The sequence below is a fragment of the Actinoplanes sp. M2I2 genome, from assembly GCF_023544445.1.
Taxonomy (GTDB): domain Bacteria; phylum Actinomycetota; class Actinomycetes; order Mycobacteriales; family Micromonosporaceae; genus Actinoplanes.
The window spans coordinates 1-23,070 of the sequence record NZ_JALPVJ010000003.1 but is presented as its reverse complement, the minus strand read 5'-3'; the positions used below and the strand labels follow the sequence as shown (position 1 = coordinate 23,070).

Annotated in this window: 27 protein-coding genes; 20 read left to right on the top strand and 7 right to left on the bottom strand. The window is 71.6% G+C overall.

Annotation, left to right across the window (positions count from 1 at the left end):
• The first annotated feature begins 15 nt into the window (after positions 1–15).
• The 3 genes from HJC40_RS07495 to HJC40_RS07485 are packed head-to-tail and all read left to right on the top strand — an operon-like array spanning position 16 to position 3,249.
• Entirely contained in the window at positions 16–1,950 is a 1,935-nt protein-coding gene (locus tag HJC40_RS07495; protein WP_249999661.1) for an ATP-dependent DNA helicase, read from the top strand.
• Positions 1,951–1,955: 5 nt separating this feature from the next.
• Entirely contained in the window at positions 1,956–2,366 is a 411-nt protein-coding gene (locus tag HJC40_RS07490; protein ID WP_249999499.1) for an NUDIX domain-containing protein, read from the top strand.
• Between the two features lie 49 nt (positions 2,367–2,415).
• Complete coding sequence (locus HJC40_RS07485) at positions 2,416–3,249, top strand: hypothetical protein (RefSeq protein ID WP_249999497.1); 834 nt, start codon at positions 2,416–2,418, stop codon at positions 3,247–3,249.
• Here HJC40_RS07485 and HJC40_RS07480 read toward each other — a convergent pair.
• Positions 3,243–3,617: a DsrE family protein gene (locus HJC40_RS07480; RefSeq protein WP_249999495.1), complete on the bottom strand. Its 375-nt coding sequence runs from the start codon at positions 3,615–3,617 to the stop codon at positions 3,243–3,245. The genes HJC40_RS07485 and HJC40_RS07480 overlap by 7 nt on opposite strands.
• Positions 3,618–3,631: 14 nt before the next feature.
• On the opposite strand from HJC40_RS07480, the gene mtfM reads away from it, so the two are divergent.
• The 10 genes from mtfM to HJC40_RS07435 all read left to right on the top strand — a co-directional run bounded on the left by mtfM (position 3,632) and on the right by HJC40_RS07435 (position 9,980).
• The gene (gene mtfM, locus HJC40_RS45160; RefSeq protein ID WP_268919125.1) at positions 3,632–3,736 is read left to right on the top strand and encodes a small membrane protein MtfM; all 105 of its coding nucleotides are present in this window, start codon (positions 3,632–3,634) and stop codon (positions 3,734–3,736) included.
• On the top strand, positions 3,730–4,332 hold the full coding sequence (locus tag HJC40_RS07475; protein ID WP_249999493.1) for an FABP family protein: 603 nt from the start codon (positions 3,730–3,732) through the stop codon (positions 4,330–4,332). The genes mtfM and HJC40_RS07475 overlap by 7 nt, the downstream gene beginning before the upstream one ends.
• Positions 4,333–4,395: 63 nt before the next feature.
• Entirely contained in the window at positions 4,396–4,791 is a 396-nt protein-coding gene (locus HJC40_RS07470; protein ID WP_249999659.1) for a Fur family transcriptional regulator, read from the top strand.
• 1 nt (position 4,792) lies between these two features.
• The gene (locus HJC40_RS07465) at positions 4,793–5,833 is read left to right on the top strand and encodes a folate-binding protein YgfZ (RefSeq protein ID WP_249999491.1); all 1,041 of its coding nucleotides are present in this window, start codon (positions 4,793–4,795) and stop codon (positions 5,831–5,833) included.
• Positions 5,834–5,900: 67 nt separating this feature from the next.
• Positions 5,901–6,779: a 3-keto-5-aminohexanoate cleavage protein gene (locus tag HJC40_RS07460; RefSeq protein WP_249999489.1), complete on the top strand. Its 879-nt coding sequence runs from the start codon at positions 5,901–5,903 to the stop codon at positions 6,777–6,779.
• The gene (locus tag HJC40_RS07455; protein ID WP_249999487.1) at positions 6,776–7,684 is read left to right on the top strand and encodes an asparaginase; all 909 of its coding nucleotides are present in this window, start codon (positions 6,776–6,778) and stop codon (positions 7,682–7,684) included. The genes HJC40_RS07460 and HJC40_RS07455 overlap by 4 nt, the downstream gene beginning before the upstream one ends.
• A 69-nt stretch (positions 7,685–7,753) precedes the next feature.
• A complete protein-coding gene (locus tag HJC40_RS07450; protein WP_308200863.1) occupies positions 7,754–8,242 on the top strand; it encodes a helix-turn-helix domain-containing protein in 489 nt (162 codons plus the stop codon).
• Complete coding sequence (locus HJC40_RS07445; RefSeq protein ID WP_249999485.1) at positions 8,239–8,718, top strand: hypothetical protein; 480 nt, start codon at positions 8,239–8,241, stop codon at positions 8,716–8,718. The genes HJC40_RS07450 and HJC40_RS07445 overlap by 4 nt, the downstream gene beginning before the upstream one ends.
• A 66-nt stretch (positions 8,719–8,784) precedes the next feature.
• Complete coding sequence (locus tag HJC40_RS07440) at positions 8,785–9,099, top strand: DUF2516 family protein (protein ID WP_249999483.1); 315 nt, start codon at positions 8,785–8,787, stop codon at positions 9,097–9,099.
• Positions 9,096–9,980 carry an alpha/beta fold hydrolase gene (locus HJC40_RS07435; protein WP_249999481.1) on the top strand — a complete coding sequence of 295 codons (885 nt, stop codon included), beginning with the start codon at positions 9,096–9,098 and terminating at the stop codon, positions 9,978–9,980. The genes HJC40_RS07440 and HJC40_RS07435 overlap by 4 nt, the downstream gene beginning before the upstream one ends.
• Before the next feature lie 49 nt (positions 9,981–10,029).
• On the opposite strand, the gene HJC40_RS07430 is transcribed toward HJC40_RS07435, so the two are convergent.
• Both HJC40_RS07430 and HJC40_RS07425 read right to left on the bottom strand, forming a co-directional pair.
• On the bottom strand, positions 10,030–11,085 hold the full coding sequence (locus tag HJC40_RS07430) for a hypothetical protein (RefSeq protein WP_249999480.1): 1,056 nt from the start codon (positions 11,083–11,085) through the stop codon (positions 10,030–10,032).
• Between the two features lie 333 nt (positions 11,086–11,418).
• On the bottom strand, positions 11,419–11,682 hold the full coding sequence (locus tag HJC40_RS07425; protein ID WP_249999478.1) for a hypothetical protein: 264 nt from the start codon (positions 11,680–11,682) through the stop codon (positions 11,419–11,421).
• A 110-nt stretch (positions 11,683–11,792) separates the two neighbouring features.
• Between HJC40_RS07425 and HJC40_RS07420 the strand changes: the two genes are divergently transcribed.
• Positions 11,793–12,617 (top strand): EI24 domain-containing protein, encoded by an 825-nt coding sequence (locus tag HJC40_RS07420; protein ID WP_374271277.1) that lies wholly within the window; start codon positions 11,793–11,795, stop codon positions 12,615–12,617.
• A 130-nt stretch (positions 12,618–12,747) separates the two neighbouring features.
• Here the strand turns inward: HJC40_RS07420 and HJC40_RS07415 are convergent, their stop codons facing one another.
• The 3 genes from HJC40_RS07415 to HJC40_RS07405 all read right to left on the bottom strand — a co-directional run bounded on the left by HJC40_RS07415 (position 12,748) and on the right by HJC40_RS07405 (position 16,079).
• Positions 12,748–13,773 carry a LacI family DNA-binding transcriptional regulator gene (locus HJC40_RS07415; RefSeq protein ID WP_249999473.1) on the bottom strand — a complete coding sequence of 342 codons (1,026 nt, stop codon included), beginning with the start codon at positions 13,771–13,773 and terminating at the stop codon, positions 12,748–12,750.
• A gap of 6 nt (positions 13,774–13,779) precedes the next feature.
• On the bottom strand, positions 13,780–15,204 hold the full coding sequence (locus HJC40_RS07410) for a GH1 family beta-glucosidase (RefSeq protein ID WP_249999471.1): 1,425 nt from the start codon (positions 15,202–15,204) through the stop codon (positions 13,780–13,782).
• A gap of 116 nt (positions 15,205–15,320) precedes the next feature.
• A complete protein-coding gene (locus HJC40_RS07405; protein ID WP_249999469.1) occupies positions 15,321–16,079 on the bottom strand; it encodes a maleylpyruvate isomerase family mycothiol-dependent enzyme in 759 nt (252 codons plus the stop codon).
• Between the two features lie 67 nt (positions 16,080–16,146).
• Between HJC40_RS07405 and HJC40_RS07400 the strand changes: the two genes are divergently transcribed.
• Entirely contained in the window at positions 16,147–17,190 is a 1,044-nt protein-coding gene (locus HJC40_RS07400; RefSeq protein WP_308200862.1) for a UDP-N-acetylmuramate dehydrogenase, read from the top strand.
• Between the two features lie 5 nt (positions 17,191–17,195).
• On the opposite strand, the gene HJC40_RS07395 is transcribed toward HJC40_RS07400, so the two are convergent.
• Positions 17,196–17,705, bottom strand: a complete 510-nt coding sequence (locus tag HJC40_RS07395; protein WP_249999467.1) for a CAP domain-containing protein — start codon at positions 17,703–17,705, stop codon at positions 17,196–17,198.
• Positions 17,706–18,100: 395 nt separating this feature from the next.
• Here HJC40_RS07395 and HJC40_RS07390 point away from each other — a divergent pair, with 395 nt between their 5' ends.
• The 5 genes from HJC40_RS07390 to HJC40_RS07370 form a co-directional block, all read left to right on the top strand.
• Positions 18,101–18,799: a response regulator transcription factor gene (locus HJC40_RS07390; RefSeq protein ID WP_249999465.1), complete on the top strand. Its 699-nt coding sequence runs from the start codon at positions 18,101–18,103 to the stop codon at positions 18,797–18,799.
• 88 nt (positions 18,800–18,887) lie between these two features.
• Complete coding sequence (locus tag HJC40_RS07385; protein WP_249999463.1) at positions 18,888–21,236, top strand: chemotaxis protein CheW; 2,349 nt, start codon at positions 18,888–18,890, stop codon at positions 21,234–21,236.
• Position 21,237: 1 nt separating this feature from the next.
• Complete coding sequence (locus HJC40_RS07380; RefSeq protein WP_249999461.1) at positions 21,238–21,675, top strand: chemotaxis protein CheW; 438 nt, start codon at positions 21,238–21,240, stop codon at positions 21,673–21,675.
• A complete protein-coding gene (locus tag HJC40_RS07375) occupies positions 21,675–22,547 on the top strand; it encodes a hypothetical protein (RefSeq protein WP_249999459.1) in 873 nt (290 codons plus the stop codon). Before HJC40_RS07380 ends, HJC40_RS07375 begins: the two co-directional genes overlap by 1 nt.
• A 13-nt stretch (positions 22,548–22,560) precedes the next feature.
• Positions 22,561–23,070 (top strand): response regulator (locus tag HJC40_RS07370; RefSeq protein ID WP_249999457.1); only part of this gene is annotated, 510 nt, incomplete at its 3' end.

The window sequence follows — 23,070 nt, the reverse complement described above, 5'->3', positions numbered from 1 at the left end:
CCGGGACAGGAGGCCATGGTCGCGGCCATCGACAAGGCGATACGCGACCGGGAGCACCTGCTGGTCCAGGCCGGCACGGGCACCGGCAAGAGCCTGGCCTACCTGACTCCCTCGCTGCTGGTCGACGGGCCCGTGGTCGTCTCCACCGCCACCCTGGCCCTGCAGAATCAGCTGGTCGAGCACGACCTCCCCCGTCTCGCGGCGGCCGTCGAGCCGGTGCTCGGCCGCAGACCCACTTTCGCCGTGCTCAAAGGCCGCCACCACTACCTCTGCGTGGCCAAGATGGAACACGCGGATGAAGAAGCGCCGACCGACACGCTCTTCGACGACGCGCCGCCCAGGACCACCCAGTGGCTCGGCGAGGCCGGGCGGCTGGGCAAGCAGATCCAGCGGCTGCAGGCCTGGGCCGACAAGACCCAGACCGGCGACCGGGACGAGCTCGACCCCGGCGTCGACGACACGGCCTGGCGCCAGGTGTCGATGCCGGCGCGCGACTGCGTCGGGGCCCAGCGCTGCCCGTACGGGGCCGAGTGTTTCGCCGAGGCGTCGCGCGCCCGGGCCCGCGAGGCCGACATCGTGGTCACCAACCACAGTCTGCTGGCGGTCGACATGCTCGCCGAGCGGCACATCGTGCCCCCGCACAAACTGCTGATCATCGACGAGGCGCACGAGCTGGCCGACCGGGTCTCCTCGGCCTCCCAGGCCGAGCTGACCCCCGACGCGATCGAACGGTCGTCGCGCCGTTCCCGCACCCTGGTGCCGCCGGCCGTGACCGAGTCGCTGGCCGAGGCGGCCGACGCGCTCACCGTCGGGCTGGCCGAGACGCCCGCCGGCCGCATCACCGCCGACCTGCCCGACCTGCTCAAACAGGCGGTCACGCTGATCGAGTCGGCCACCCGGGCCGGGCTCACCGCGATCGGCGACGTCAAGAGCGACGATCCCGACCCGGTCCGCAAGCAGCAGGCCAAGGCCGCGCTCGACGATCTGAGCGACACCGCTCAGCGGCTGCTCGAGGAGTCCGCCTTCGACGTGGCCTGGGTCGAGAAATCCGACCTCGGCAGCGGGCGGCGGGCGCTGGTGGTGGCCCCGCTCTCGGTGGCCGGCACGCTCGCCCAGGGGCTCTACGCCGACCGGACGGTGGTGGCGACCTCGGCCACGCTGACGCTCGGCGGCCGGTTCGACACGGTCGCCCGCTCGCTCGGCCTGCCCGCCGCCACGCCCGCGCCCGCGGCCCGCTCCGGCGAGGGACTCACCGCCGAGGCCCCGCCGGTCGCCGGCGACGGGTGGACGTCGCTCGACGTCGGCTCCCCGTTCGACTACCCCAAACAGGGCATCCTCTACGTCGCCGCCCACCTGCCCCGCCCGCAGATGTCCGGCCTGCCCGCCCCCGCCGGCGAGGAACTGGTCAAGCTGGTCGAGACCCTGGGCGGGCGCACGCTCGGGCTGTTCTCCTCGCGCAAGGCCGCCACCCAGGCCGCCGAGCTGCTGCGCGCCCGCACCGACCTGCCGATCCTGCTGCAGGGCGAGGAGTCGCTGCCGGTGCTGGTCCGCAAGTTCCGCGAGGAAAAAGCCAGCTGCCTGTTCGGCGTGATGTCGCTCTGGCAGGGCGTCGACGTGCCGGGCGACTCGTGCCAGCTGGTCGTCATCGACCGGCTGCCGTTCCCGCGCCCCGACGAGCCCCTGGCCGCGGCCCGGGCGGCGGCGGTGGACGCCAACGGCGGCTCCGGCTTCGCCTCGGTGAGCGTGCCCATCGCGGCGGTCCGCCTGGCTCAGGGCGTCGGCCGCCTGATCCGCTCCACCGGCGACAAGGGTGTGGTCGCCGTCCTCGACTCCCGTCTCGAGACGGCCCGCGGCTACGGCGCCTTCCTGCGTAACTCGCTGCCGCCGTTCTGGTACACGACACGCTCCGACGTCGCCCTGGGCGCCCTGCAGCGTCTCGCCGGAAAGTGAGCACCATGCGCCGCATCGCCTGCACGTTCCTCGTCGACGCGTCGGGCGCGCTGTTGCTCCAGCTGCGCGACGGCAACGCGCCGTACTACCCACACGTCTGGGGTCTGCCCGGCGGCTCGGTCGAGGAGGGCGAGACCTTCGCCGAGGCGGCCGAGCGCGAGCTCTGGGAGGAGACGTCGCTGCGCCCGTCGGCGCCGCTGCGGCTGTACGAGGCTCAGGAGCTCCCGGCCGAGGGCCGGGTGAAGCACTACTTCTATGCCCCCACGACCGCTTCGCAGTCCGATGTGGTCCTCGGCGAGGGCGCCGCGATGGTCTTCGTCCCCGCCACCGAAGCCCCCGATCGGGAGTTCACACCCGGCACGGCCGAGATGATCGCCCGGTTCCTGGCCTCGGAGCAGTGCGCCGCGCTGCGCTGAGCCGCCCCGAGCGTCTCGCCTCGCAGTCCGGCGTGTCACCATGGCTGCCGTGACGGCGCCTCCGCAGACCCAGCCGCCGCCGAGCCGGCGGCGGTGGTGGCTGGTCGCGGCGGTCGCGGCCTGGATCGTCGTCGTCGGCGTGCTCGCCGTCTGGTCCGTGGGCCATGAGCGGGCGAGCGTGCCCGAGCAGCGCGACATCGGCCTGGCGGTCGCCGATCTGCAGCGCGCCACCGGCGTCGTCTACGCCGCGGCGAGCGGCGACGATCAGGCCGTGGTCCTCGGCGAGCTGCAGCTCTCCCCCGACTGCCGCATCACCCCCGTACGGCGGGGGCTCGCCGCCGCCCGCACGGTGACTGTCTATGTCGGGGGCGGGGCCGCCGCCGGTGAGGCCGTCGAGGCTCTGGCGACGAGGCTGCCGGCGGCCTACCTGGTCGACGTCGGCCGCAGCAACGGCGGCACGAAGGTCTCGTTGCACGCCGACGCGGGCGACTTCGTCGGCATCGACATGAGCGGCCTGTCCGGCGAGAAGGTATTCACGCTGCGGTTGACCACCGGGTGCCGCCCGATCGACGGCGACGCGCCCAGCGGTGACGATCCGTCCGGCGTGCCGGCTCCGGCTCTGCTGGACACGGTGGTGACCGCGCTCGGCGGGAGCCCGCGCGAGCCCGAGGGGCGGACGGTGCAGTGCCCGTCCGGCCGGCTGGCCGGCTCCTGGACGGTGTCCCGGGTGACCAGACCCGCCGACGTCGCCGGCAAGATCCGCGGCGTCGAGGTCGTAAAGGCGGACAACCAGATGTGGGTCTACCGCAGCGGTGGGGACTCCGTCGTCGTCCTGCCCGAGGGTGACGGGCTCGACGTGACGGTCAGCACACCCTGTCAGTAGACGAGCGCCTGCGCGCCGTCCGACATGATCTCTTCGACGAAGACGGCCGCCCCGGCGATCCGGATGCCCGGCAGCACGTCGCCGGGGGTGATGGAACGGCGGGCCGCGCACTGGGTGCAGGCCGTGACCCGGCCGGCCGAGAGCAGCAGATCGAGCAGGTCGGGCAGCGGCGCCGCGTGCGGCAGCTCGAACTCGGCGGCCCGGCCGGGCAGGGCGAACCACGTCGACTCGCCGGTGAGCCAGAAGGACACGTCCACACCGGAGGCGACCGCCGTGCTCGCGACCGTGAAGGCCTGCGAACAGCGTTCCGGGGCGTCGGCTCCGGCGGTTGCCTTGACGACCAGCAAGCGTGCCATGGGCGTCAGCATAGGATGGCCCGGTCATGGTTACGGAAATCGGGTTCGTGAGCCTGCTGGTCGCCGGTCTCGGCGCGCTGGCGGGCGGCTTCGGCTATCTGGCGATGCGCGTGTCGAGGGGGCGTTGGTGAGCGAGCAGGACAATCCTCTGGGTCCACCCCCCTGGCTGAACGCGCCTCCCGTGGACGCCTACCCGTACGAGGACACCCACGATCTGCGCAGCGGTCCCGACCTGCACCCGTCGTTGCTCGGCCTGCTGCCGTTCGTCGGGCTGTGGCGCGGTCGCGGGCAGGGTGGCTTCCCCGCCGACGAGGACTACAACTTCGCGCAGGAGGTGCGGATCAGCCACGACGGCCGGCCGTTCCTGCGCTTCGAGTCGCGTTCGTGGCTGCTCGACGAGGACTCCAAGCCGCTGGGGCAGTGGACGGCCGAGTCCGGTTTCTGGCGTCCGGTGCTCCGCGACGGCCGGCCGGCCGACGACATGGAAGCCCTGATGATCAACCCGGACGGGGTCGCCGAGCTCTACCTCGGCAAGACGATCGGGACCACCCGGCTCGAGATCGACGCCGACGCGATCGCCTACACGCCGACCGGTCAGCACGCGACCGGCGCGAAGCGGTTGTTCGGCATCGTCGAGGGCGCCCTGCTCTACGCCCACGAGCTGGCCATCGACGACAGCGGCCTGCTGCCGCACATGTCGGCCCGGCTCCTGAGGATCGGCGGCTGACGGTCGGCCGGCGGGCGCGGGGAGCGTAACCTTCTTGTCGTGTCCGCCACTTCGCTCGCCGCCATGCTCCGGGAACGTGGCCTGCGCCTGACCCCTCAGCGTCAGCTCATCCTCGAGGCTGTGCACGAGCTCAGTCACGCGACGCCCGAGCAGGTGCACAACCACGTGCGCGAGCGGGCCGCCGGGGTCAACATCACCACGGTCTACCGCACGTTGGAGCTGCTCGAGGAGCTGGGTCTGGTCACCCACACCCACCTGTCGCACGGCTCGCCCACCTACCACGCGGCGGGTGAGCATCAGCACGTTCACCTCGTGTGCCGTGGATGTGGGTCGATCAGTGAGGTAGACCCGAGTGTGATGCAACCGGTGACCGACCGGCTGTTGAGCGAACGCGGCTTCCGCGTCGACGTCGGCCACGTGTCGCTCTTCGGGGTGTGCGGGGATTGCAAGGAGCTGTGAGATGACCGTGGTGATGATCGAGGATCTCGATCCCTCGTCCGCCGATGCCGGCGTGCCCGCCCACTACGGCGACCCGATGCGTGAGCAACGCACCCTGTCCACCGCCGTGGGTCTGGTCGACCGTTCCAACCGGGACGTGATCGCCGTGCCGGGCGAGGAACGCGCGAGCTGGCTGCACACCCTGACCACGCAACACCTCGCCGACCTGCGCGCCCACCAGGGCACCGAGCTGCTGGTCCTCTCGCCGCACGGCCACGTCGAGCAGCACGCGATGGTCACCGAGGACGGCGAGACCGCGTGGCTCGACACCGAGCCCGGCGCCGGCGCCGGGCTGCTGAAATACCTCGAGATGATGCGGTTCTTCACCAAGGTCGAGCCGCGCGAGGCGACCGGTGAGCTGGCCGTGCTGTCGCTGGTCGGCCCCGGCGCCGCCGATCTCTTCCCCGAGCTGGCCGAGCCTCGCGTGCAGGCCGTGCCGGGGGCGAAATTCGCCGCCGGTGACGTGCCGCCCGAGCCGACCAGCCTGTACGCGGTGAGCGAGTTCGCCGGTGGGCTGGTCCGCCGGGTGCCGCTCGGGGTCGATCTGCTCGTGCCCCGGGTCTCCCGCGCCGGCGTGATCGAGAAGCTCGGCGTCCCGCTGGCCGGCCTCTGGGCCTACGAGGCGATCCGGGTCGAGCACCGCATCCCGCGCCTGGGCTGGGAGACCGACCACCGCACGATCCCGTCCGAGGCCGAGTTCGTCGCCGCCGCGGTGCACCTCGACAAGGGTTGCTACCGCGGTCAGGAGACGGTGGCCCGGGTGCACCACCTCGGCCGCCCGCCGCGCCGCCTCGCCCTGCTGCACTTCGACGGGGTCGCCACCGACCAGCCCCCGGCCCAGGGCACCCCGGTGACCCGCGACGGGCGCGAGGTCGGCTTCATCGGCACCGCCGTGCGCCACCACGAGCTGGGCCTGATCGCCCTGGCCGTGCTCAAGCGCAACGTGGCCGACGGCGACGAGCTGCAGGTCGGGGAGTCGGTCGTGGCGGTCGACCCGAGCTAACGCGGGGCGGGGCCACGCCTCGCTCCCACGTGAGCCGCCGGAGACGCCCTAAGGCACTATCAGTCTCATGACCGGGACCGTGATCACCGTTGCTCCGACCGGGGCCGAGAGCAGCAAGGCCGACGTGCCCGCGCTGCCCGTGACGCTCGACGAACTCGTGGCCACCGCCAAGGAGTGCGAGGCGCTGGGCGCCGCCATCATCCACGTCCACATCCGCGACGACGACGCCCGCCCGACCCTCGACCAGGGCCGGCTGCGCGCGACCGTGTCGGCGTTGCGCGAGTCGACCGGCCTGATCGTGCAGCTGTCCTCGGGCGGGGCGGTCACCGACCCGGAGTCCGACCGGCTGGCCGTGCTCGACGCCGGCCCCGAGATGGCCTCCTGCACGATGGGCACGGTCAACTTCGGCGACGGCGTGTTCCTCAACCGCTGGGAGTTCGTGGTCGATCTGCACACCCGCATGCAGGAGCGGGGCATCGTGCCGGAGTACGAGATCTTCGACCTGGGCCAGCTCGCGTCGTTGCAGCGACTGCTGAGCAAGTACGGCCTGCCGGCCGGCGGTCACGTGCACGTCGACCTGGTGATGGGCGTGCCGGGCGGGATGCCGGCCACCACGGCCGCGCTGGTCGCGTGTGAGCAGGCGATCCGCGATCTGCCCGCCGGCACCACGTTCTCGGCCACCGGCATCGGTCGCGGCGCCATCCCGGTCATGCTCGCCTCGCTCAGCGCCGGCGGGCACCTGCGGGTCGGCATGGAGGACACCATCACGTACGCGAAGGGCCGCGCCGTCGAGTCGAACATGCAGCTCGTGGCCCGCGCGGTCGGCTTCGCCCAGCTGGCCCAGCGCCCGCCGCTGACCGCGCGCGAGACCCGCGAGCTGCTGGGAGTGCCCGCCCTCGGCCAACCGCCCCACCCGTCGTCCCGGAACGGACTGAAGACCGCATGATCATCGCCGAAGTCGTCCGCTCCGGTTTCGTCGAGAGCGTGCACCACGGGTCGGTCGCCGTGCTCGGAGGCGAGAGCCGCGGCGACGTCACCAGTCCGATCTTTCCCCGCTCGTCCAACAAACCGCTGCAGACGGTCGGTCTGCTCCGCGCCGGCCTGGTCCCGCGCGACGAGGCCGACCTGGCCCTGATCAGCGGCAGCCACTTCGGCGAGCCGTTCCACGTACGCCGGGTTCGCGAGATCCTCGCGGCGGCCGGCCTGGACGTGGACGCCCTGCGCTGCCCGACGTCGCTGCCGCTGGCCGAGGACGCCCGCGACGAATGGCTGCGCGCCGGCGGTGGCCCCGAGCGGGTGCTGATGAACTGCTCGGGCAAGCACGCCGGCATGCTCGCGACCTGTGTGGCCAACGACTGGCCGCTCGAGACGTACCGCGACCCCAAGCACCCGCTGCAGGTGGCGATCACCGAGGCGGTGGCCGACCTGGCCGGCGAGCGCATCGCCGCGGTCGGCGTGGACGGCTGCGGCGCTCCGGTACTCGCGCTCTCGCTGACCGGGCTGGCCCGTGCCTTCGAGCGGCTGGTCGCGGCCGAGCCGGGCAGCCACGAGCGGCGGGTGGCCGATCAGATGCGCGCCCACCCCGAGCTGGTGGCCGGCACGGGGGCGGACGACACGGTTCTCATGGGCGCGGTGCCCGGCCTGCTGGCCAAGGGCGGCGCCGAGGGCGTGGTCGCGGTGGCCGTGCCCGGTCGCGGCGCGGTCGCCATCAAGATCGACGACGGGGGGATGCGCGCGCGGACCCCGGTGCTGCTCGACGAGCTGCGCCGGCTGGGCGTCGAGGTGCCGGCGATCGGCGAGCCCGTGCTGGGTGGAGGAGAGCCGGTGGGGGAGATCCGCCCGGTGCGGTGACCCGTTTCACGCTAGCTGGAGTTAGCGTTTTGCTTGCAATAGCTAGCACCGCGGATTACTGTCGAACGCATGGCCGCACCCAAGGATCTGCCTGAGGACATCGGCGGTTTCATCCGTGATCTCCGGCAGACCGCCAAGATCTCGCTGCGCCAGCTCGCCGACAAGGCGGGCGTGAGCAACCCGTACCTCAGCCAGATCGAGCGTGGCCTGCGCAAGCCCAGTGCCGAGGTGCTTCAGCAGATCGCCAGCGCGCTGCGGGTGTCGACACCCGCGATGTATCTGCGCGCCGGCCTGCTGGACAGCGAGGGCCAGCAGGGCGTGCTGGCCGCGATCGCCGCGGATCCCGAGCTCACGATCGCCCAGAAGCAGTCCCTGTCGCAGATCTACGAGACGTTCCGCAACGAGAACGCGCGCCGGGCGGCCGACGAGGCCGCCGCCGAGCCCGAGGCGCCACCCGCGGGAGACGAGCCCCGGCCCCCGGCCGAGCCTCAGCCCACTCCCGCTGCCGAGCCCGACTCCACTCCCATCGCCACTCCCATCGTCGAGGAGCAGAAATGACCGACCAGACCAACACCCGCATCCCCGCCCCGCTCTACGCCGCCGCCGGCGCCGGTGACCTCGCCGTCGAGCAGCTGCGCAAGCTGCCCGCCGTGGTCAACGAGCTGAGCGAGCGCGCCGCCGCTTCGCTGCGCGTCTACAACGTGCAGGCCGGCAGCAAGGCCGCCGAGCTGCGCGACAAGGCGTCCACCACCGACTTCTCCGCGCTGCGGGGCAACGCCGCCAGCGTCGCCACCTCGTTCGCCCAGATCGCCCAGGACCGCGCCCTCGCGGCGTACACCGCTCTGGTCGCCCGGGGCGAGCGCGTGGTCGGCACCGGGGTCGTCGAGGCCGCCGACGTGGTGAACGCCGACATCGAGACCACTGAGGAGCCGGCCGCGATCGAGGCCGCCACCCCGGTCGAGAAGCCCGCCGCGCCCGCCGCCGACAAGGCCGCGCCGGCGCCGAAGCCGCGCAAGCGCGCCGCCTCGAAGTGACGACGCGGTAAAAGATGATCAGCGGGGCTCGGCGTGCGCCGGGCCCCGCGGCATAGACTTTCCGTCATGGCCTCTTCCGCGCCGATCTTCTACGACATCGCCGTCGGCTACCTCAACCTGCTCATCCTCATCTTTTCGCTGGTCGTCCAGGCGATCGCGTTGATCCACTGCCTGACCCAGCGGGGCGACGGATTCCAGGCCATCGGCACGCTGCCGAAGGGCGCGTGGGCGGCGATCCTCGCGGTCTGCATCGTGCTCACGCTGCTGGTCAGCAGCGCGGTCGGCATCTTCAGCCTGATCGGCATCGCCGCCGCGCTCATCTACCTGCTCGACGTCCGTCCCGGCCTGAAGGATCTGTCGGACGGCAAAGGCTTCTGGTGAGGCGGTTCGGTCCGCCGCCACCCGACGGCGGACCCCGCCTGCAGCGCCCCGACCCGACCGGTCCGCGCTCCGGCCGTCCCACCCTGCCCCAGGCCCCGACCGAGATGATGTCGACCCCTTCCGGCGTACGCCTGGAAGGCCTCATCACCGGCGTCGGTGACCCGGTGACGGTCTTCGCCCACGGGCTGGCCGGCGACATCGCCGGCACCCGGCCCCTGGGCAGTGGCGTGACCGGTCGCCGGGTCTTCTTCCATTTCCGGGGGCACGGTCGCTCCGACGCCCCGGTCGGCCCGTGGAGCTTCGGCGATCTGGCCTCCGACCTGCGCGAGGTCGCCGACCGCACCGGCGCGACCCGGGCGCTGGGCGTCAGCCTGGGCGGGGCCGCGCTCGGCCGGCTGCTCAGCGAGACGCCGGACCGATTCGAGCGGGTCGTCTTCTATCTGCCCGCGCCACTTGACGGCAACCGGCCCGCGGCGGCCGAGGCGCGGCTCGAACGGCTGCTGGCCGCGGTCGAGTCGGGCGAGGCGGCGTCGATCGCCGCCGCCGTCGAGCCCGAGCTGCCGCCCTCGGTGCGCAACACGCCGACCGGCTGGAGCTTCCTGCGGCAGCGGGTCGAGCAGTTGCAGCGCGACGGTCTGGCTCCCGAGCTGACCACGTTGTGGCACGAGCCCGCGGTCGCCGACGAGTCGTCGTTGCGCGCCTTCCAGGGTCGCGCGCTGGTGCTGGGGTGCGTCGGCGACGAGCTGCACCCGGTCGCCTGGGCCGAGCGGCTGGCCTCGCTGCTGCCGGGGGCCGAGCTGCACGTGTACGACCATCCGGCCATCCTGTGGACCAACCGGCGCGAGCTGCGCGAGCGGATCTCGGCGTTCCTGAACGATTGAGGCCGTCTTTCAGCGGCGGGCCCCGGTCTCGGGCTGGCTGGGTGTTTCGTCAGCTGGAGAGGAAGACCGGGAAGAAGTACTCCGTGCTGCTGAAGTTGCCGACCTTGTCGATGGCGATCGGCCAGATCTCGAAGTGCCAGCCCTTGGCCAGCCCGGCGATCGGCTTGGAGGCCCAGGTGCCGTTCGCGGCGACCGGCGCCAGGTTCTCGACCGAGGCCGGCAGTTCGTCCCAGCTCCGCCCGGTCAGCTTGATCCACTTCTTCGTGCCGAAGTTGTAGACGTAGTCGCCGCCGTTGTTCCACTTGTAGACGACCAGGCTGACGACGTCCGGGCCGGACTCCGAGTCGCTCGCGCTGCCGCGGACGGTCGACCACGAGCCGGCCTTGCCGGGACTGGCAGGCAGCTTCAGCGAAACCTTCGGGGCCGTCTTGTCGACACTGACCTTGAGCGGCGACGCGGCGCGGGCGGTCGCCTTGCCCTGCCCGTTCTCGTACTGCACCCGTGGCGTGAACGTGCCGGTGCCGAACCAGTGCGGCACCGTCGTGGACGACGCCTGCTCCTTCAGCAGCGAGAACTCCCCGTCGCCCCACGTCGTCCAGGCCAGGGTGTCGTCGGTGGTCGGCAGGTCCTTCGGCGTGAAGATCGCCTCGGTGAGGTACGGCACGCCGTCGCCGTCGGTGCTGGTGAACAGCTTGTTCCTCTGCCAGCCGAGCGTGCCCGGCGGCGTGGTGACCGCAACCGTGGCCGGGGCCAGGGTGCCGGCGCCCGCGACGGTGCCGTCGTTCAGCGCGACCGAGACCGTGCGCGTGGCGGCGGCCTCGTAGGTGTGGGTCCAGCTCGTCTCGCCGGGCGTGGCGGTCGTCGCCGGGCTGCCGTCGCCCCAGCTGATGACCCGCTCGATCGCCGGGTTCTCGACGTCGTCGTCCTCGAGGGCGGTCTCGGTGAGCGTCACCGTCTGCCCGGTCCAGATCGCGTTGCTGTCCAGCTTGTAGCTGCCGGTCGGCGCCGCGCCGGCGGCGAGCGCGGGGGCGCCGAGTCCCACGACACCGACCGTGAGCGCGGTGGCGAAGAGGGTCGGCAGGGCGCGCCGGTAGACGAGTTTCATCGATCCCCCGTTGGTGTGTCTCCCCGTTCCGACAGGGGGAAGCCTGCGGACAGTACCGGCCCTCAGACAGATTGATCAAGCCCGTTCTGCCCGTCGAGCCGTAACCTTTGTCGCCTCCCAGCACGTTGTCTAGGGCGTGCGGCTATCCCCTAAATCAGTCTTTGTCGGACTCGTGGTTCTCGGTCTTCCGTTAGCCGTCGCGATCGGCTGGAATCTCGCCGTCCCGGCCAAGCCCCCCGCTGCAGTGGGTGCTCCCGGCGGCGAGGGCGGCCTCGGCGCCGCTCCGACCGCGACGAAGACCGAACCGGTCGCGGTGCGCTACTCGGCCCGGCCCTACCGACCGATGGCGGCGACCTCCACCGCCACCCCGTCGGCCGTAGCTTCCTCGGTGTCATCCCCGCCCGTTGTCGTCAGCACGACGACGACGCGGCCGACGGCCACACCGTCGCCCAGCCCGTCGAAGGCCTCCGAGCCACCGTGGCCCCCACTCGACCAGCCCCCCGTGCCGACCCCGACGGAGATCACCGACCCCAGCGGCCCACCGCCCCCGGAGTGGGAGCCGCCGTCCATCGGGCCGGGCAGCGAGATGCCCACCATCGGCTTCGAGGGTCGCCGCTGGCGCGGTCGCCGCTAGCGGCAATCGTCCCAGGGCGGGCGGGGGAGGCGGTGGCTCACCGGGGCGAAGATTTCGCGGCTGCTTTACCCTGCTGAGCGTGAATGGTGAAGCTGGTCGGCCGTTGGGTGTGGTCAAGCAGTTCCTGGTCGGCGCCGGGCTGCTCGGGCGGGGGCTGGGCCTCGTTCTGCGGCGGCCCAAGCTGCTCGGGCTCGGGCTGGTGCCGGCGCTGATCGCCGGGCTGCTCTACGGCACCGCGCTGTTCTTCCTGCTGGACTATCTGCCGCAGCTTTCGGGCGCCGTCACGTGGTTCGCCGACGACTGGGCCGGGACGGTTCGCGATGCCGTCCGCGTCTTCGCCGGGCTCGGGTTGCTGGGCGTGTCCGGGTTGCTCGGCGTGCTCACCTTCACGGCGGTCACGTTGCTGATCGGCGATCCGTTCTACGAGCGCATCTCGGAGCTGGTGGAGGAGCGCTTCGGCGGGGTGCCGGACGAGGTCGAGGTCGGCTTCTGGCCGTCGCTGCGGCGGAGCCTGGCCGACTCGTTGCGTCTGATCGGGCTGTCCGTCCTGATCGGCGTCCCGCTGTTCCTGCTCGGGTTCGTACCGGTGGTCGGCCAGACGGTGATCCCCGTGCTCGGCGCCGCGGTCGGTGGCTGGCTGCTGGCCGTCGAGCTGACCGGCGTCCCGTTCCAGCGGCGTGGGCAGCGGCTGACCCGGCGCCGGGCCGTGCTGGCGGCGAACCGGCCACTCGCGCTGGGCTTCGGCGTGGCCGTCTTCTGCTGCTTCTTGATTCCGCTGGGCGCGATCCTGCTGATGCCGGCGGCCATCGCGGGCGCGACCCTGCTCGCCCGCACAGCGCTGGGCCAGCCGGTGAGCCCGCACGGCGCAGGCTCCACACACGAGCCCGCACGTCGCTGAGCAAACCCGTGAGCCTGTACGGCGCCGACTCCATCCAAAAAAGCAGCCCGCAAGGCGCTGAGCAACCGGTGGCCCTGTGCGGCGCCGACAAGCAGCCCGCAAGGCGCTGACCGGGCCGTTCGGTGACCGTTCAGGCCGAGCCGCGCACGACCAGCTCCGTCGGCAGCACCACGGCGTCGGGCAGGCCCTGCTCGCCGTTGATCAGTCCTAGCATCTGCCGGGCCATCGTCCGGCCCATGTCGGTGATCGGCTGCCGCACCGTCGTGAGCGGGGGATCGCTGTAGCGGCTGATCTCGAAGTCGTCGAAGCCGATCACCGCGACGTCCGACGGCACCCGGCGGCCGGCCTCCTTGAGGGCGAGCAGCGCGCCGTGGGCCATCATGTCGGAGGCCGCGAACACCGCGTCCAGCCCGGGTTCGGCGGCCAGCAGGGTGCGCATCGCCTGAATGCCGGACTCGCGGGTGAAGTCGCCGACCGCGACGTGCTGGGCCAGGCCGGCCTCGTCGAGCGTGGCCCGATAACCGGCGAGCCGGTCGATGCCGGCCACCATGTCCTGCGGGCCGGCGATGGTGGCTATCCGGCGGCGGCCGGCGGTGACCAGATGGCGGACGGCCGCGCAGACCCCGCCGAAGTGGTCGACGTCCACATAGGGCACGTCGGCGCCGCCGGACTCGGTCCGGCTCAGGGGGCGGCCGCTGCAGATCACCGGGATGCCCAGGCCGGCCAGCGTGCCGGGGAGCGGGTCGGCGCCGTGCATGGAGGCGAACATGACGCCGTCCACGTGGCCGGCCACGGCGTACCGCTCCACCCGGCCGTGGCTGCGGGCGGAACCGGCCATCATCAGCACCAGTTGCTTGTCGGCCGCTTCGAGCTCGACGCCGACACCGCGGATGATGGCCGGGAAGAACAGGTCGTCCGAGAAGACGCGGTTGGCCGTCTCGGGCAGGATCAGCGCGATCGACTCGGTGCGCTGGGTGACCAGGCTGCGGGCGGCCTGGTTGGGCACGTAGCCGAGCTCGTCGACCGCCCGGGTGACCGCCTCACGGATGGAGGCGGCCACCGAGGTCGAGCCGTTGACGACGCGGGAGACGGTCGCCCGGGACACCCCGGCCCGACGCGCCACTGCTTCCAGAGTCGGGCGCTCCCGCGTCACCACAGACGATCACCCCTTGTCAGAGCCCGGCGCGGCGATGCCGTTGCGCCGGATCACCTCCCGGTACCACTTCGCGCTGTCCTTCAGCGTGCGCTGCTGGGTCGCGTAGTCGACGTGCACGACCCCGAAACGCTTGCGGTATCCCTCGGCCCACTCGAAGTTGTCCATGAGGGACCAGACGAAGTAACCGCGCAGATCGACACCGGCCGCCAGGGCATCATGGCAGGCCCGCAGGTGGCCGTCGAGGTATTCGATGCGCCGGCTGTCGTGGACCTCGCCGTCGGCCGAGGGCACCTCGGGGTAGGCGGCGCCGTTCTCGGTGATCAGCAGCGGCACGCCCGGGTAGTCGTCGTTGATCCGCTTGAGCAGGCCGGTCAGCGCGGACGGCTCGATCAGCCAGTTCATGTCGGTGACCGGGCCGTCCGGCGCGCGCCACCCGATGCCCTCGCTGCCGGGCTGCTCGAGCGCCGCCGGGGCGCCGGGCTTGGCCGAGACGTACGCGGGCTGGTAGAAGTTGATCCCGAGCACGTCGATCGGGGCGTTGATCGTCGCCAGGTCACCGTCCGCGATGTACGACAGGTCGGTGAAACGCGACATGTGCTCGATCATGTCGGCCGGGTACTGACCCTTGAACAGCGGGTCGAGGAACATCCGGTTGGACAGCCCGTCGATGATCCGGACGGCCTCGAGGTCGCCGGCGCTGGTCGGGTCGACCGGCAGGGCGACGTTCGGGTTGAGCGTGATGCTGATGCTCTGCGCACCGGCCGAGCGCAGCGCGCGGGCCGCGAGACCGTGACCGAGCAGCAGGTGGTGCACCGCGGCGAAGGCGGCGGCCGGGTCCTGCTTGCCGGGCGCGTGCACCCCGCTGCCGTAACCGAGGTAGGCCGAGCACCACGGCTCGTTCAGGGTCGTCCAGGTCTTGACCCGGTCGCCGAGCCGGGCGTGCACGATCTGGGCGTACTCGCCGAAGGCCTCGGCGGTCAGCCGGTTGGCCCAGCCGCCCAGGTCCTCGAGGGTCTGCGGCAGGTCCCAGTGGTAGAGCGTGACGACCGGGTCGATGCCCTTGCCGAGCAGCTCGTCGGTGAGCCGGTCGTAGAAGTCGAGGCCCTTGGTGTTGACCGGGCCGGTGCCGTCCGGCTGGATCCGCGGCCACGCGACCGAGAACCGGTACGACGCCAGGCCGAGGTCCGCCATCAGCGCCACGTCGTCGACGTAGCGGTGGTAGTGGTCGCAGGCGACGTCGCCGGTGTGCCCGTTGTGGACGCGTCCCGGCGTACGGCTGAAGGTGTCCCAGATCGACGGGCCGCGACCGTCCTCCCGCGCCGCGCCCTCGATCTGGTACGACGCCGTGGCGGCGCCCCAGATGAAGCCGTCGGGGAAGGAGATCGCGGCAAGGGCCGGCTGCGCCGACGTGGACGTGACGGTTGCCGTCATGCGTTCCCCACTCCTTGAGAAGCACAGTAGGTATGTGCTTGGACATCCGAACTTAACCGGTTAATGATAGGAGCGGAACAGCCCGCTGATACTCCGGTAAGTCGAATGTAAGCTCGCTACCCGGTGCGGAGGGCGTCGATCAGCCGAGGATCCCCGGTCACCACCAGGCGATCCGCGGGGATCCGGCCCATGAGCACGAGCAGCAGATCGCTCGCCGTGCCGGTGGCCTGACCGCGGGCGTGATGGTCGTCGGTGTCGAGGATCGTGCCGGTGTCGAGCAGGGCCACCCCGGCGCCGCGCAACCGCACGAACCACTCGTAGGACGCGTCGGTGGCGACCAGGTGGGCCACCCCGTGCAGGTCGGTCGGGCCCTTGCGGCGGCCGGCCGGCAGCCAGGTGTCGAGCACCTCGTTCACCCCGTCGGCGGCCAGCTTGGCCTCGATCGGGGTCGCCCGGCGGGCCGCGGACTCGGCGTCCCAGCGGTGCACCGAGATCTCGTGGGCCATCCGGCGCTGCCAGAACGACGCCTTCTTGGCCTGCGGCGCCCAGTTCCACGCCGGGAAGTCGGCGTCGAGGGCCTCGAGCGTCTCGATCGTGCCGGTGAGCTCACGGCGCAGCCCGTCGAGCGCGGCCTCCCACTCGACCCGCGGCGGGTCCTCGGCCGGCGCCGGGCGCTCGGTGACGCCGCGCGCCGCCGTCTCGCGTACCCAGTGCAACGTGGAAGTCAGGTGGCCGGCCAGGTCGGCGCAGGTCCACCCCGGGCAGGAGGGCACGTCCGCGTCCGGGCCGGCCTGGGCCAGGGCGTCCTGCAGCGCGGGGCTGTCGGCGCGTAACGCGGCCAGCCAGGAGTCCTTGGACGCGTGCAGCCTGTTCATCGCGATTCTCTCCGCTCCACCGGACCGCCGGTGAGATCCCCGAACCGTTGAGCCTAGGGTGGTTGCCGTGCCTGACGTTACCGCCGCCCCGCAAACCGACCTGTCGGCGTACACGACGCTACGCCTCGGCGGCCCGGCCGGCATCTTGACGGTCGCCGTCGAAACGGACCAAGTGGTCGCAACGGTGCGTAAAGCCACCGAGGACCACCGCCCGGTGTTACTTCTGGCCGGCGGCAGCAATGTCGTGATCGGTGACGACGGCTTCGACGGGACCGTCGTGCTGCTGCGCACGCGCGGGGTTCGGGCCGTCGAGGAGCGCGAGGACAGCGTGGTGCTGCGGGTCGCCGCCGGTGAGCCGTGGGACGACTTCGTGGCGTACACGGTGGATCGGGGTCTGTCGGGCGTCGAGTGCCTCAGCGGCATTCCCGGCTCGGCCGGCGCCACCCCGATCCAGAACGTGGGCGCCTACGGGCAGGAGGTCGCCCACACCATCGTCGCGGTGCACGCGTACGACCGCGAGCGCGGCACGATCCGGGCGATGTCCCCGATCGAGTGCGCCTTCGCCTACCGGGCCAGCGTCTTCAAGCACAACGACCGCTACGTGGTGCTCGAGGTCGACTTCCGGCTGGCCCGTTCGGCCGAGTCGGCGCCCATCCGGTACGCCGAGCTGGCCCGCAACCTCGGCGTCGAGGCCGGCGACCGGGCCGGCCTGCGGCAGACCCGCGACACCGTGCTCAAGCTGCGCGAGCAGAAGGGCATGGTGCTCGACCCCGACGACCGCGACACGTGGTCGGTCGGCTCGTTCTTCACGAACCCGGTGGTGAGCGCGGACGAGTGGGCCGGGCTCGGGCTCGACGCCCCGCACTGGACCGGCGACGACGGTTCCGTGAAGATCCCGGCCGCGTGGCTTATCGAGCGGGCCGGCTTCCCCAAGGGCTTCGCCGGGGACGGGGTGGCCATCTCGAGCAAGCACACGCTGGCGCTCACCAACCGCGGCGCCGGCACCACCGAGGCGCTGCTGGCCCTGGCCCGCACGGTGCGCGACGGCGTGCGCGACACGTTCGGCGTCGACCTCCACCCCGAGCCCGTCCTGATCAACTGCGCGCTGTAGCGCGCTCACTCCCAGCCGAACACCTGGGTGTAGTACGGAACGCCGTTGGCCGCGTAGACGACCCCGGTGCCGATCGACCGGGCGCCGCAGTTGAGCATGTTGGCGCGGTGCCGCGGGCTGGCCATCCACGCCTCGATAACCTCGGTCGCGGTGCGGTAGCCCCAGGCGATGTTCTCGCCGGACGGCTGTTCGTACCCGGCCAGGTGCGACCGGCGGACGAACGTGGTGCCGTCGCGCCAGACGTGGCTGAAGCGCCCGGTGCGGGCCATGTAGACGCTCTGCCGTACCGAGGCCACGACCAGGTCGTGATCGACCTCGAGCAGGCGACGGCAGCCGTTGGCCCAGCGTTGCTGATTGGTCATCGTGACCACCTGCGACATCAGCACGCGGGGCGAGACGACGCTCGGCGCGGCCGTCGGGGCGGGCGCCTCGGCGTGTGCCGGCCCGGCCGCGGCCAGCAGGGCGGCGGGCGTGGCCGCGAGCAGGACGAGGCGTCGCAGCACCTGATGAAGCACGGTTGCCTTCTCTCCCTGGGGGTGGGCCGAGTCGCCCACCGGGATATCGCATCCGTTTCCCGGCCGTACGTCCCTTCTTTGCCGGAAACCGGAATCCGGGTCGGAAAAATTTGTCAGGCTGAAGGGATGGCCGCGATCTTGGGCGGCGCAGGGCGGAGCGCCGATCCGCCCGGACCGCGCCCGGCAGGCCGGATAGCCCGCTAATCTGTAACTGTCCGTAAATAGACCGTGACATCACGCTATCGTGGCTTTGCGCGGTTGATTCCGCCGCCGGCGATCGCAGAGAGCCGCCGGGCATACGACATCGACTTTCCACCGGGCGCCGTCGGCGCACCGGACGGGCGGTCGTGTCCGGACACGAGTGCGAGCGAGGGGTGGGGCAGGGTGAGCACAGGATGAGTCGCCTACTCGTCGTCGAGGACGATCCGGACATCGCACTGGCTCTGCGGATGCTGTTCAGCCGTGCGGGCTACGAGGTGGCGCACGCCGGCGACGGCCGTACCGGTCTGAAGGAGGCCTACGCCGAGCATCCCGATCTGGTCGTGCTCGACGTCGGTCTGCCCGAGATGGACGGCTGGCAGGTGCTGGAGCGGTTGCGTGACGTCTCCGACGTGCCGGTGCTGGTGCTGACCGCGCACGGCCAGGAGGCCGAGAAGGTGCGCGGGCTGCGCGGCGGCGCCGACGACTACCTGACCAAGCCGTTCGCCAACAACGAGCTGCTCGCCCGGGTCGAGGCCCTGCTGCGCCGCTCGTCGAGCGGGCAGAACAGCTGGGCCAGCCAGGTCTACGACGACGGGCTCGTGCACCTCGATCCGACCAAGCGGCGGGTCTACGTCAAGGGCGACGAGAAGCGTCTCACGCCCACCGAGTTCCGCCTGCTCAACGCCCTCGTACGGCATGCCGGCGCGGTGCTCAGCCCGAACCAGCTGCTGACCCAGGCCTGGGACGACCCGACCGGCATCGGGCAGGAGCGCGTCAAGTTCGCCGTGCTCCGGTTGCGCCGCAAGCTCGGCTGGTCCGACCCCGACGAGTCACCCATCGAATCCGTGCGTGGATTCGGCTACCGCTACCGCCGTCCCGGCGGAGAGGCCTGATTTCCCTTCGGTTGTGGTTCAGGTGCGCTCAGGTGATCCGTACGCGGGTCGATGAGGGCCTTGGAGCGCCGAGCAGGAGGTAACGAGCGTGGAAGACCTTGGTGAGATCGTTGGCGAATTCCTCATGGAGAGCCACGAGAACCTGGACCAGATCGACCGCGACCTGGTGCAGCTGGAGCAGGACCCGAACTCCCGCGATCTGATCTCCCGCATCTTCCGGGCCATCCACACGATCAAGGGCACCAGCGGGTTCCTCGCCTTCGGACGTCTCGAGAAGCTGGCCCACGCCGGCGAGTCGCTGCTGTCCAAGCTGCGGGACGGCGCCCAGCCGGTGACCCCGGCGACGATCACCACGCTGCTGGCCACGATCGACGGGGTCCGCTCGCTGCTGGCCGAGATCGAGGAGAGCGGCAACGAGGGCCAGGTCGACGTCGAGGCCACGATCGCGCAGGTCAACGCCCAGATGAAGACCGGTGAGGCGGCCGCCGCGGAAGCGCCGCCCGCGCCCGCCGCCGAGACGGCGGAAACCCCCGAACCCCTGGACGAGACTCCCGTACGCCCGGCGCCCGAGCCGGTCGAGAACCAGCGCCGCCCGATCGGCGAGATCCTGGTCGAGTCGGGCGCGGCCCAGGCCCAGGACGTCGGATCGGCCCTCGCGCAACAGATCGAGGGCGACGAACGCAAGCTCGGCACGATCCTGCTCGAGGAGGGCAAGGCGCAGCCCGCCGCGGTCAGCGAGGCCCTGCAGGCGCAGACGCCCAAGCGGAGCATCGCCGACAGCGCGATCCGGGTCGACGTCGACCTGCTCGACACGCTGCTCAACATGGTCGGCGAGCTCGTGCTGGCCCGTAACCAGCTGGTCCGCGGCGTGATGGAGATCGGCGACACCACGCTGGTCCGCAGCGCGCAGCGGCTCGGCATGATCACCAGTGAGCTGCAAGAGGGCATCATGAAGACCCGGATGCAGCCCATCGAGCACATCTGGTCGAAGCTGCCCCGCGTCGTCCGGGACCTGAGCAACGGTCTCGGCAAGCAGGTCCAGCTGGTGATGCAGGGCAAGGAGACCGAGCTCGACCGCAGCCTGCTCGAGGCGGTCAAGGACCCGCTGACCCACCTGGTGCGCAACGCGGTCGACCACGGCATCGAGGAACCGGATCAGCGGATCGCGTCGGGCAAGGGTCCCGAGGGCACGCTGACCCTGCGGGCCTATCACGAGGGCGGCCACGTGGCGGTCGAGGTCGCCGACGACGGCGCCGGCCTGAACGTCGACCGGATCGCGCAGAAGGCGGTCGAGAACGGCCTGCTGCGCCCCGACCAGATTCCGAACATGGACCGGCGCGACATCATGGCGATGGTCTTCCAGCCGGGCTTCTCCACCGCCGCCAAGGTCACCAACGTGTCCGGCCGCGGCGTCGGCATGGACGTCGTCAAGACGAACATCGAGAACATCGGCGGCGCGGTGAGCGTCGACTCCACGCCCGGCGAGGGCACGGTCTGGCGGCTGACCATCCCGCTGACCCTGGCGATCATCCAGGCCCTCACCGTCGACTGCGGCGATCAGCGCTACGTCGTGCCCCAGGTCGCGGTGCTCGAGCTCGTCTTCATCGACGGGCAGTCGACCAAGATCGAGTACGCCTCGGGTGCGCCCGTCTACCGCCTGCGCGGCAAGCTGCTCCCGCTGGTCCGCCTGGACCGTGCGCTCGGCCTCGAGGTCGGCACCGACCAGGGCGTCTACATCATGGTGCTGCAGGCCGACGGCCGGCGGTTCGGCCTGGTCGTCGACCGCGTGCTCAACACCGAAGAGGTCGTGGTCAAGGCGCTCAACAGCCGGTTCAAGGACATCGGGCTGTACGCCGGCGCGACGATCCTGGGCGACGGCAAGGTGGGCCTGATCCTCGACGTCTCGTCGCTGGCCCGGCGCAGCCACCTGACCGCCGAAGCCGAGCGGCAGAACCTCGCCGCCTCGTCGCGTGCCGGGGGAGCTCCCGGGTCCGGCGAGAGGTTGCTGGTCACCGCGGTCGGCGAGCGGCGGGTGGCGATCCCGCTCGACACGGTCACCCGGCTGGAGGAGTTCCCGCGCGAGCGCATCGAGCACGCCGGCTCCCGCGAGGTGGTGCAGTACCGCGGTCAGATCCTGCCCCTGGTGCGCCTGTCGCACCTGCTCGGGGCGTACGGCGAGGAACCCGAGGGCGACACCGTGTCGGTCGTCGTCTACAGCGAGGGAGCCCGCAGCGTGGCCCTGGTGGTCGACCGGATCGTGGACATCGCCGAGAACTCGACGACGGCCCGCCGGGACGCCGAGGAGGACGGGCTGGTCGGCACCGCGGTGATCCAGCAGCGGGTGACCGAGTTGCTGGACGTGCGCCGGGCCATCCTCGCGGCCGACCCCAACTTCTACAACGATCTGGAAAACGACGACCTGCTGGTGGAGGCCTGAGATGGCGAGCCGACAGTTCGCCACGTTCGAGGTGGCCAACCAGTTGTTCGGGGTCGAGGTGCACACGGTGCAGGAGGTGCTCTCGTACAACGAGTACACCCCCGTGCCGCTGGCCCCGCCGGCCATCGGTGGACTCTTCAACCTGCGAGGCCAGGTGATAGCGGCGGTCGACCTCCGGGTGCAGCTGGGTCTGGCCCGCAAGGCGCTCCAGGGCCCGGTGATGAACGTGATCCTGCGCGGTGACGGCGAGCCGGTGAGCCTGGTCGTGGACCGGATCGGTGAGGTCGTCGACCTCGACGACGACACCTTCGAGCCACCGCCGGACACACTCAGCGGACCGACCCGCGAACTGGTCGTGGGGACGTTCAAGCTCGACGGCCGGCTCATGCTGGCCCTCGACGTCAACCAGGCCGTCGACACGCAACGCGCCACCACCTGATGTACAGCCTTGTCAGCGCCCCGGTGCTCGGCTTCGACCTGACCCGCCTCACCGGCGGGTCGGCCACGGCCGAGGTGCTGCTGCGCGGGCTCCGGTTGCAGGCGGCCGACCTGCCGGTGCTGGCCGACCGCCTGCCGGACGAGGGCGCCCGCGGTCCCCTCTGGGTCGAGGTCGAGAGCGCGGCCCGGCGGATGCCGTCGCTCAAGACGATGAACAAGGACGACCCCGCGGGCAGCCTGGCGATCGTCGAGCGCGCGCCCATCGGCACCGTCGACTCCCTGCTCACCTGTCTCCGGTACGACGTGATGGCCTGGACCTGGACCGGCGCCGGCCGGGACGCGCAACAGTCCGAGATCGCGGCGGCCGCGACCGCGCTGCTGTGCGACGCCGCCGTGGCGAGCTACCTGCGGGAGGTGCTCGACGCCGACACGCGCCGGGGGCTCGGCGCGGGCTGGGTCGCGGCCATGCGCAAGCTGCCGACCGGCGCGCCGATCGATCTCGGCCCGCATCACTACACGGTCTCGGCTCTGTTCGACCGGCTCCGTTCGCTGCGGTCGAGCGATCTGAGCCGGCTGCTGGCCTCGGCCGAGGACGCCCGCCGCAATGCGGGGGGCTGGTCGCCCGCCGTGCATTCGGCGTCCTGGGCGGCCTATCTGTCGGATCGCGTCCGCACCGCCGCGGCGGCGCAGATGCTGTTGGTGCAGGCCGTCGATACGGCCGGCATTCCGTTGGCCGATCGGGCCGGCGGTGTCTGGAACATGCTCAGCGGCGCGGTGCAGGCACTGGTCGTACGCGACCTGCTGGACACCTCGACCGCCCATCGGCTGCTCGCCCCGGTGGTCGCGGCCCTCGGCCCCGCGTGGCTCGGGTGAAGGAGGTGACCGAGTGATATCGGTCCTCGTTGTCGACGACTCTGTGGTCGTCCGTCGTCTGATCGTCGACGCTCTCGGCGGTGCCGAGAACATCGAGGTGGTCGGCACCGCGTCCAACGGGCTGCTGGCCCAGGCCAAGATCGATCAGCTCAAACCCGATGTGATCACGATGGACATCGAGATGCCGCAGATGGACGGCATCACCGCCGTCCGCGAGTTGCGCAAGCGGCACAAGCACATCCCCGTGATCATGTTCAGCACGCTGTCGGCCGCCGGCGCCACGGCCACGCTGGAGGCTCTGGCCGCGGGTGCGACCGACTACGTCACCAAGCCGAGCAACGTCGGGTCGGTGCAGGAGTCGATCACGGCGGTACGCCAGGAGCTCGTTCCCAAGATCCACGCGCTCGCCGGCCGGCGCCGTCCCGGCCTTCCGTCCGCCGCTCCGGCCCGTCCCGCCGCCCGGCCGGCCTCCGCCCCGCCGCGCGCCGGCATGCCGCCCACCGGGCCCGGCCGCCCGGGCGCC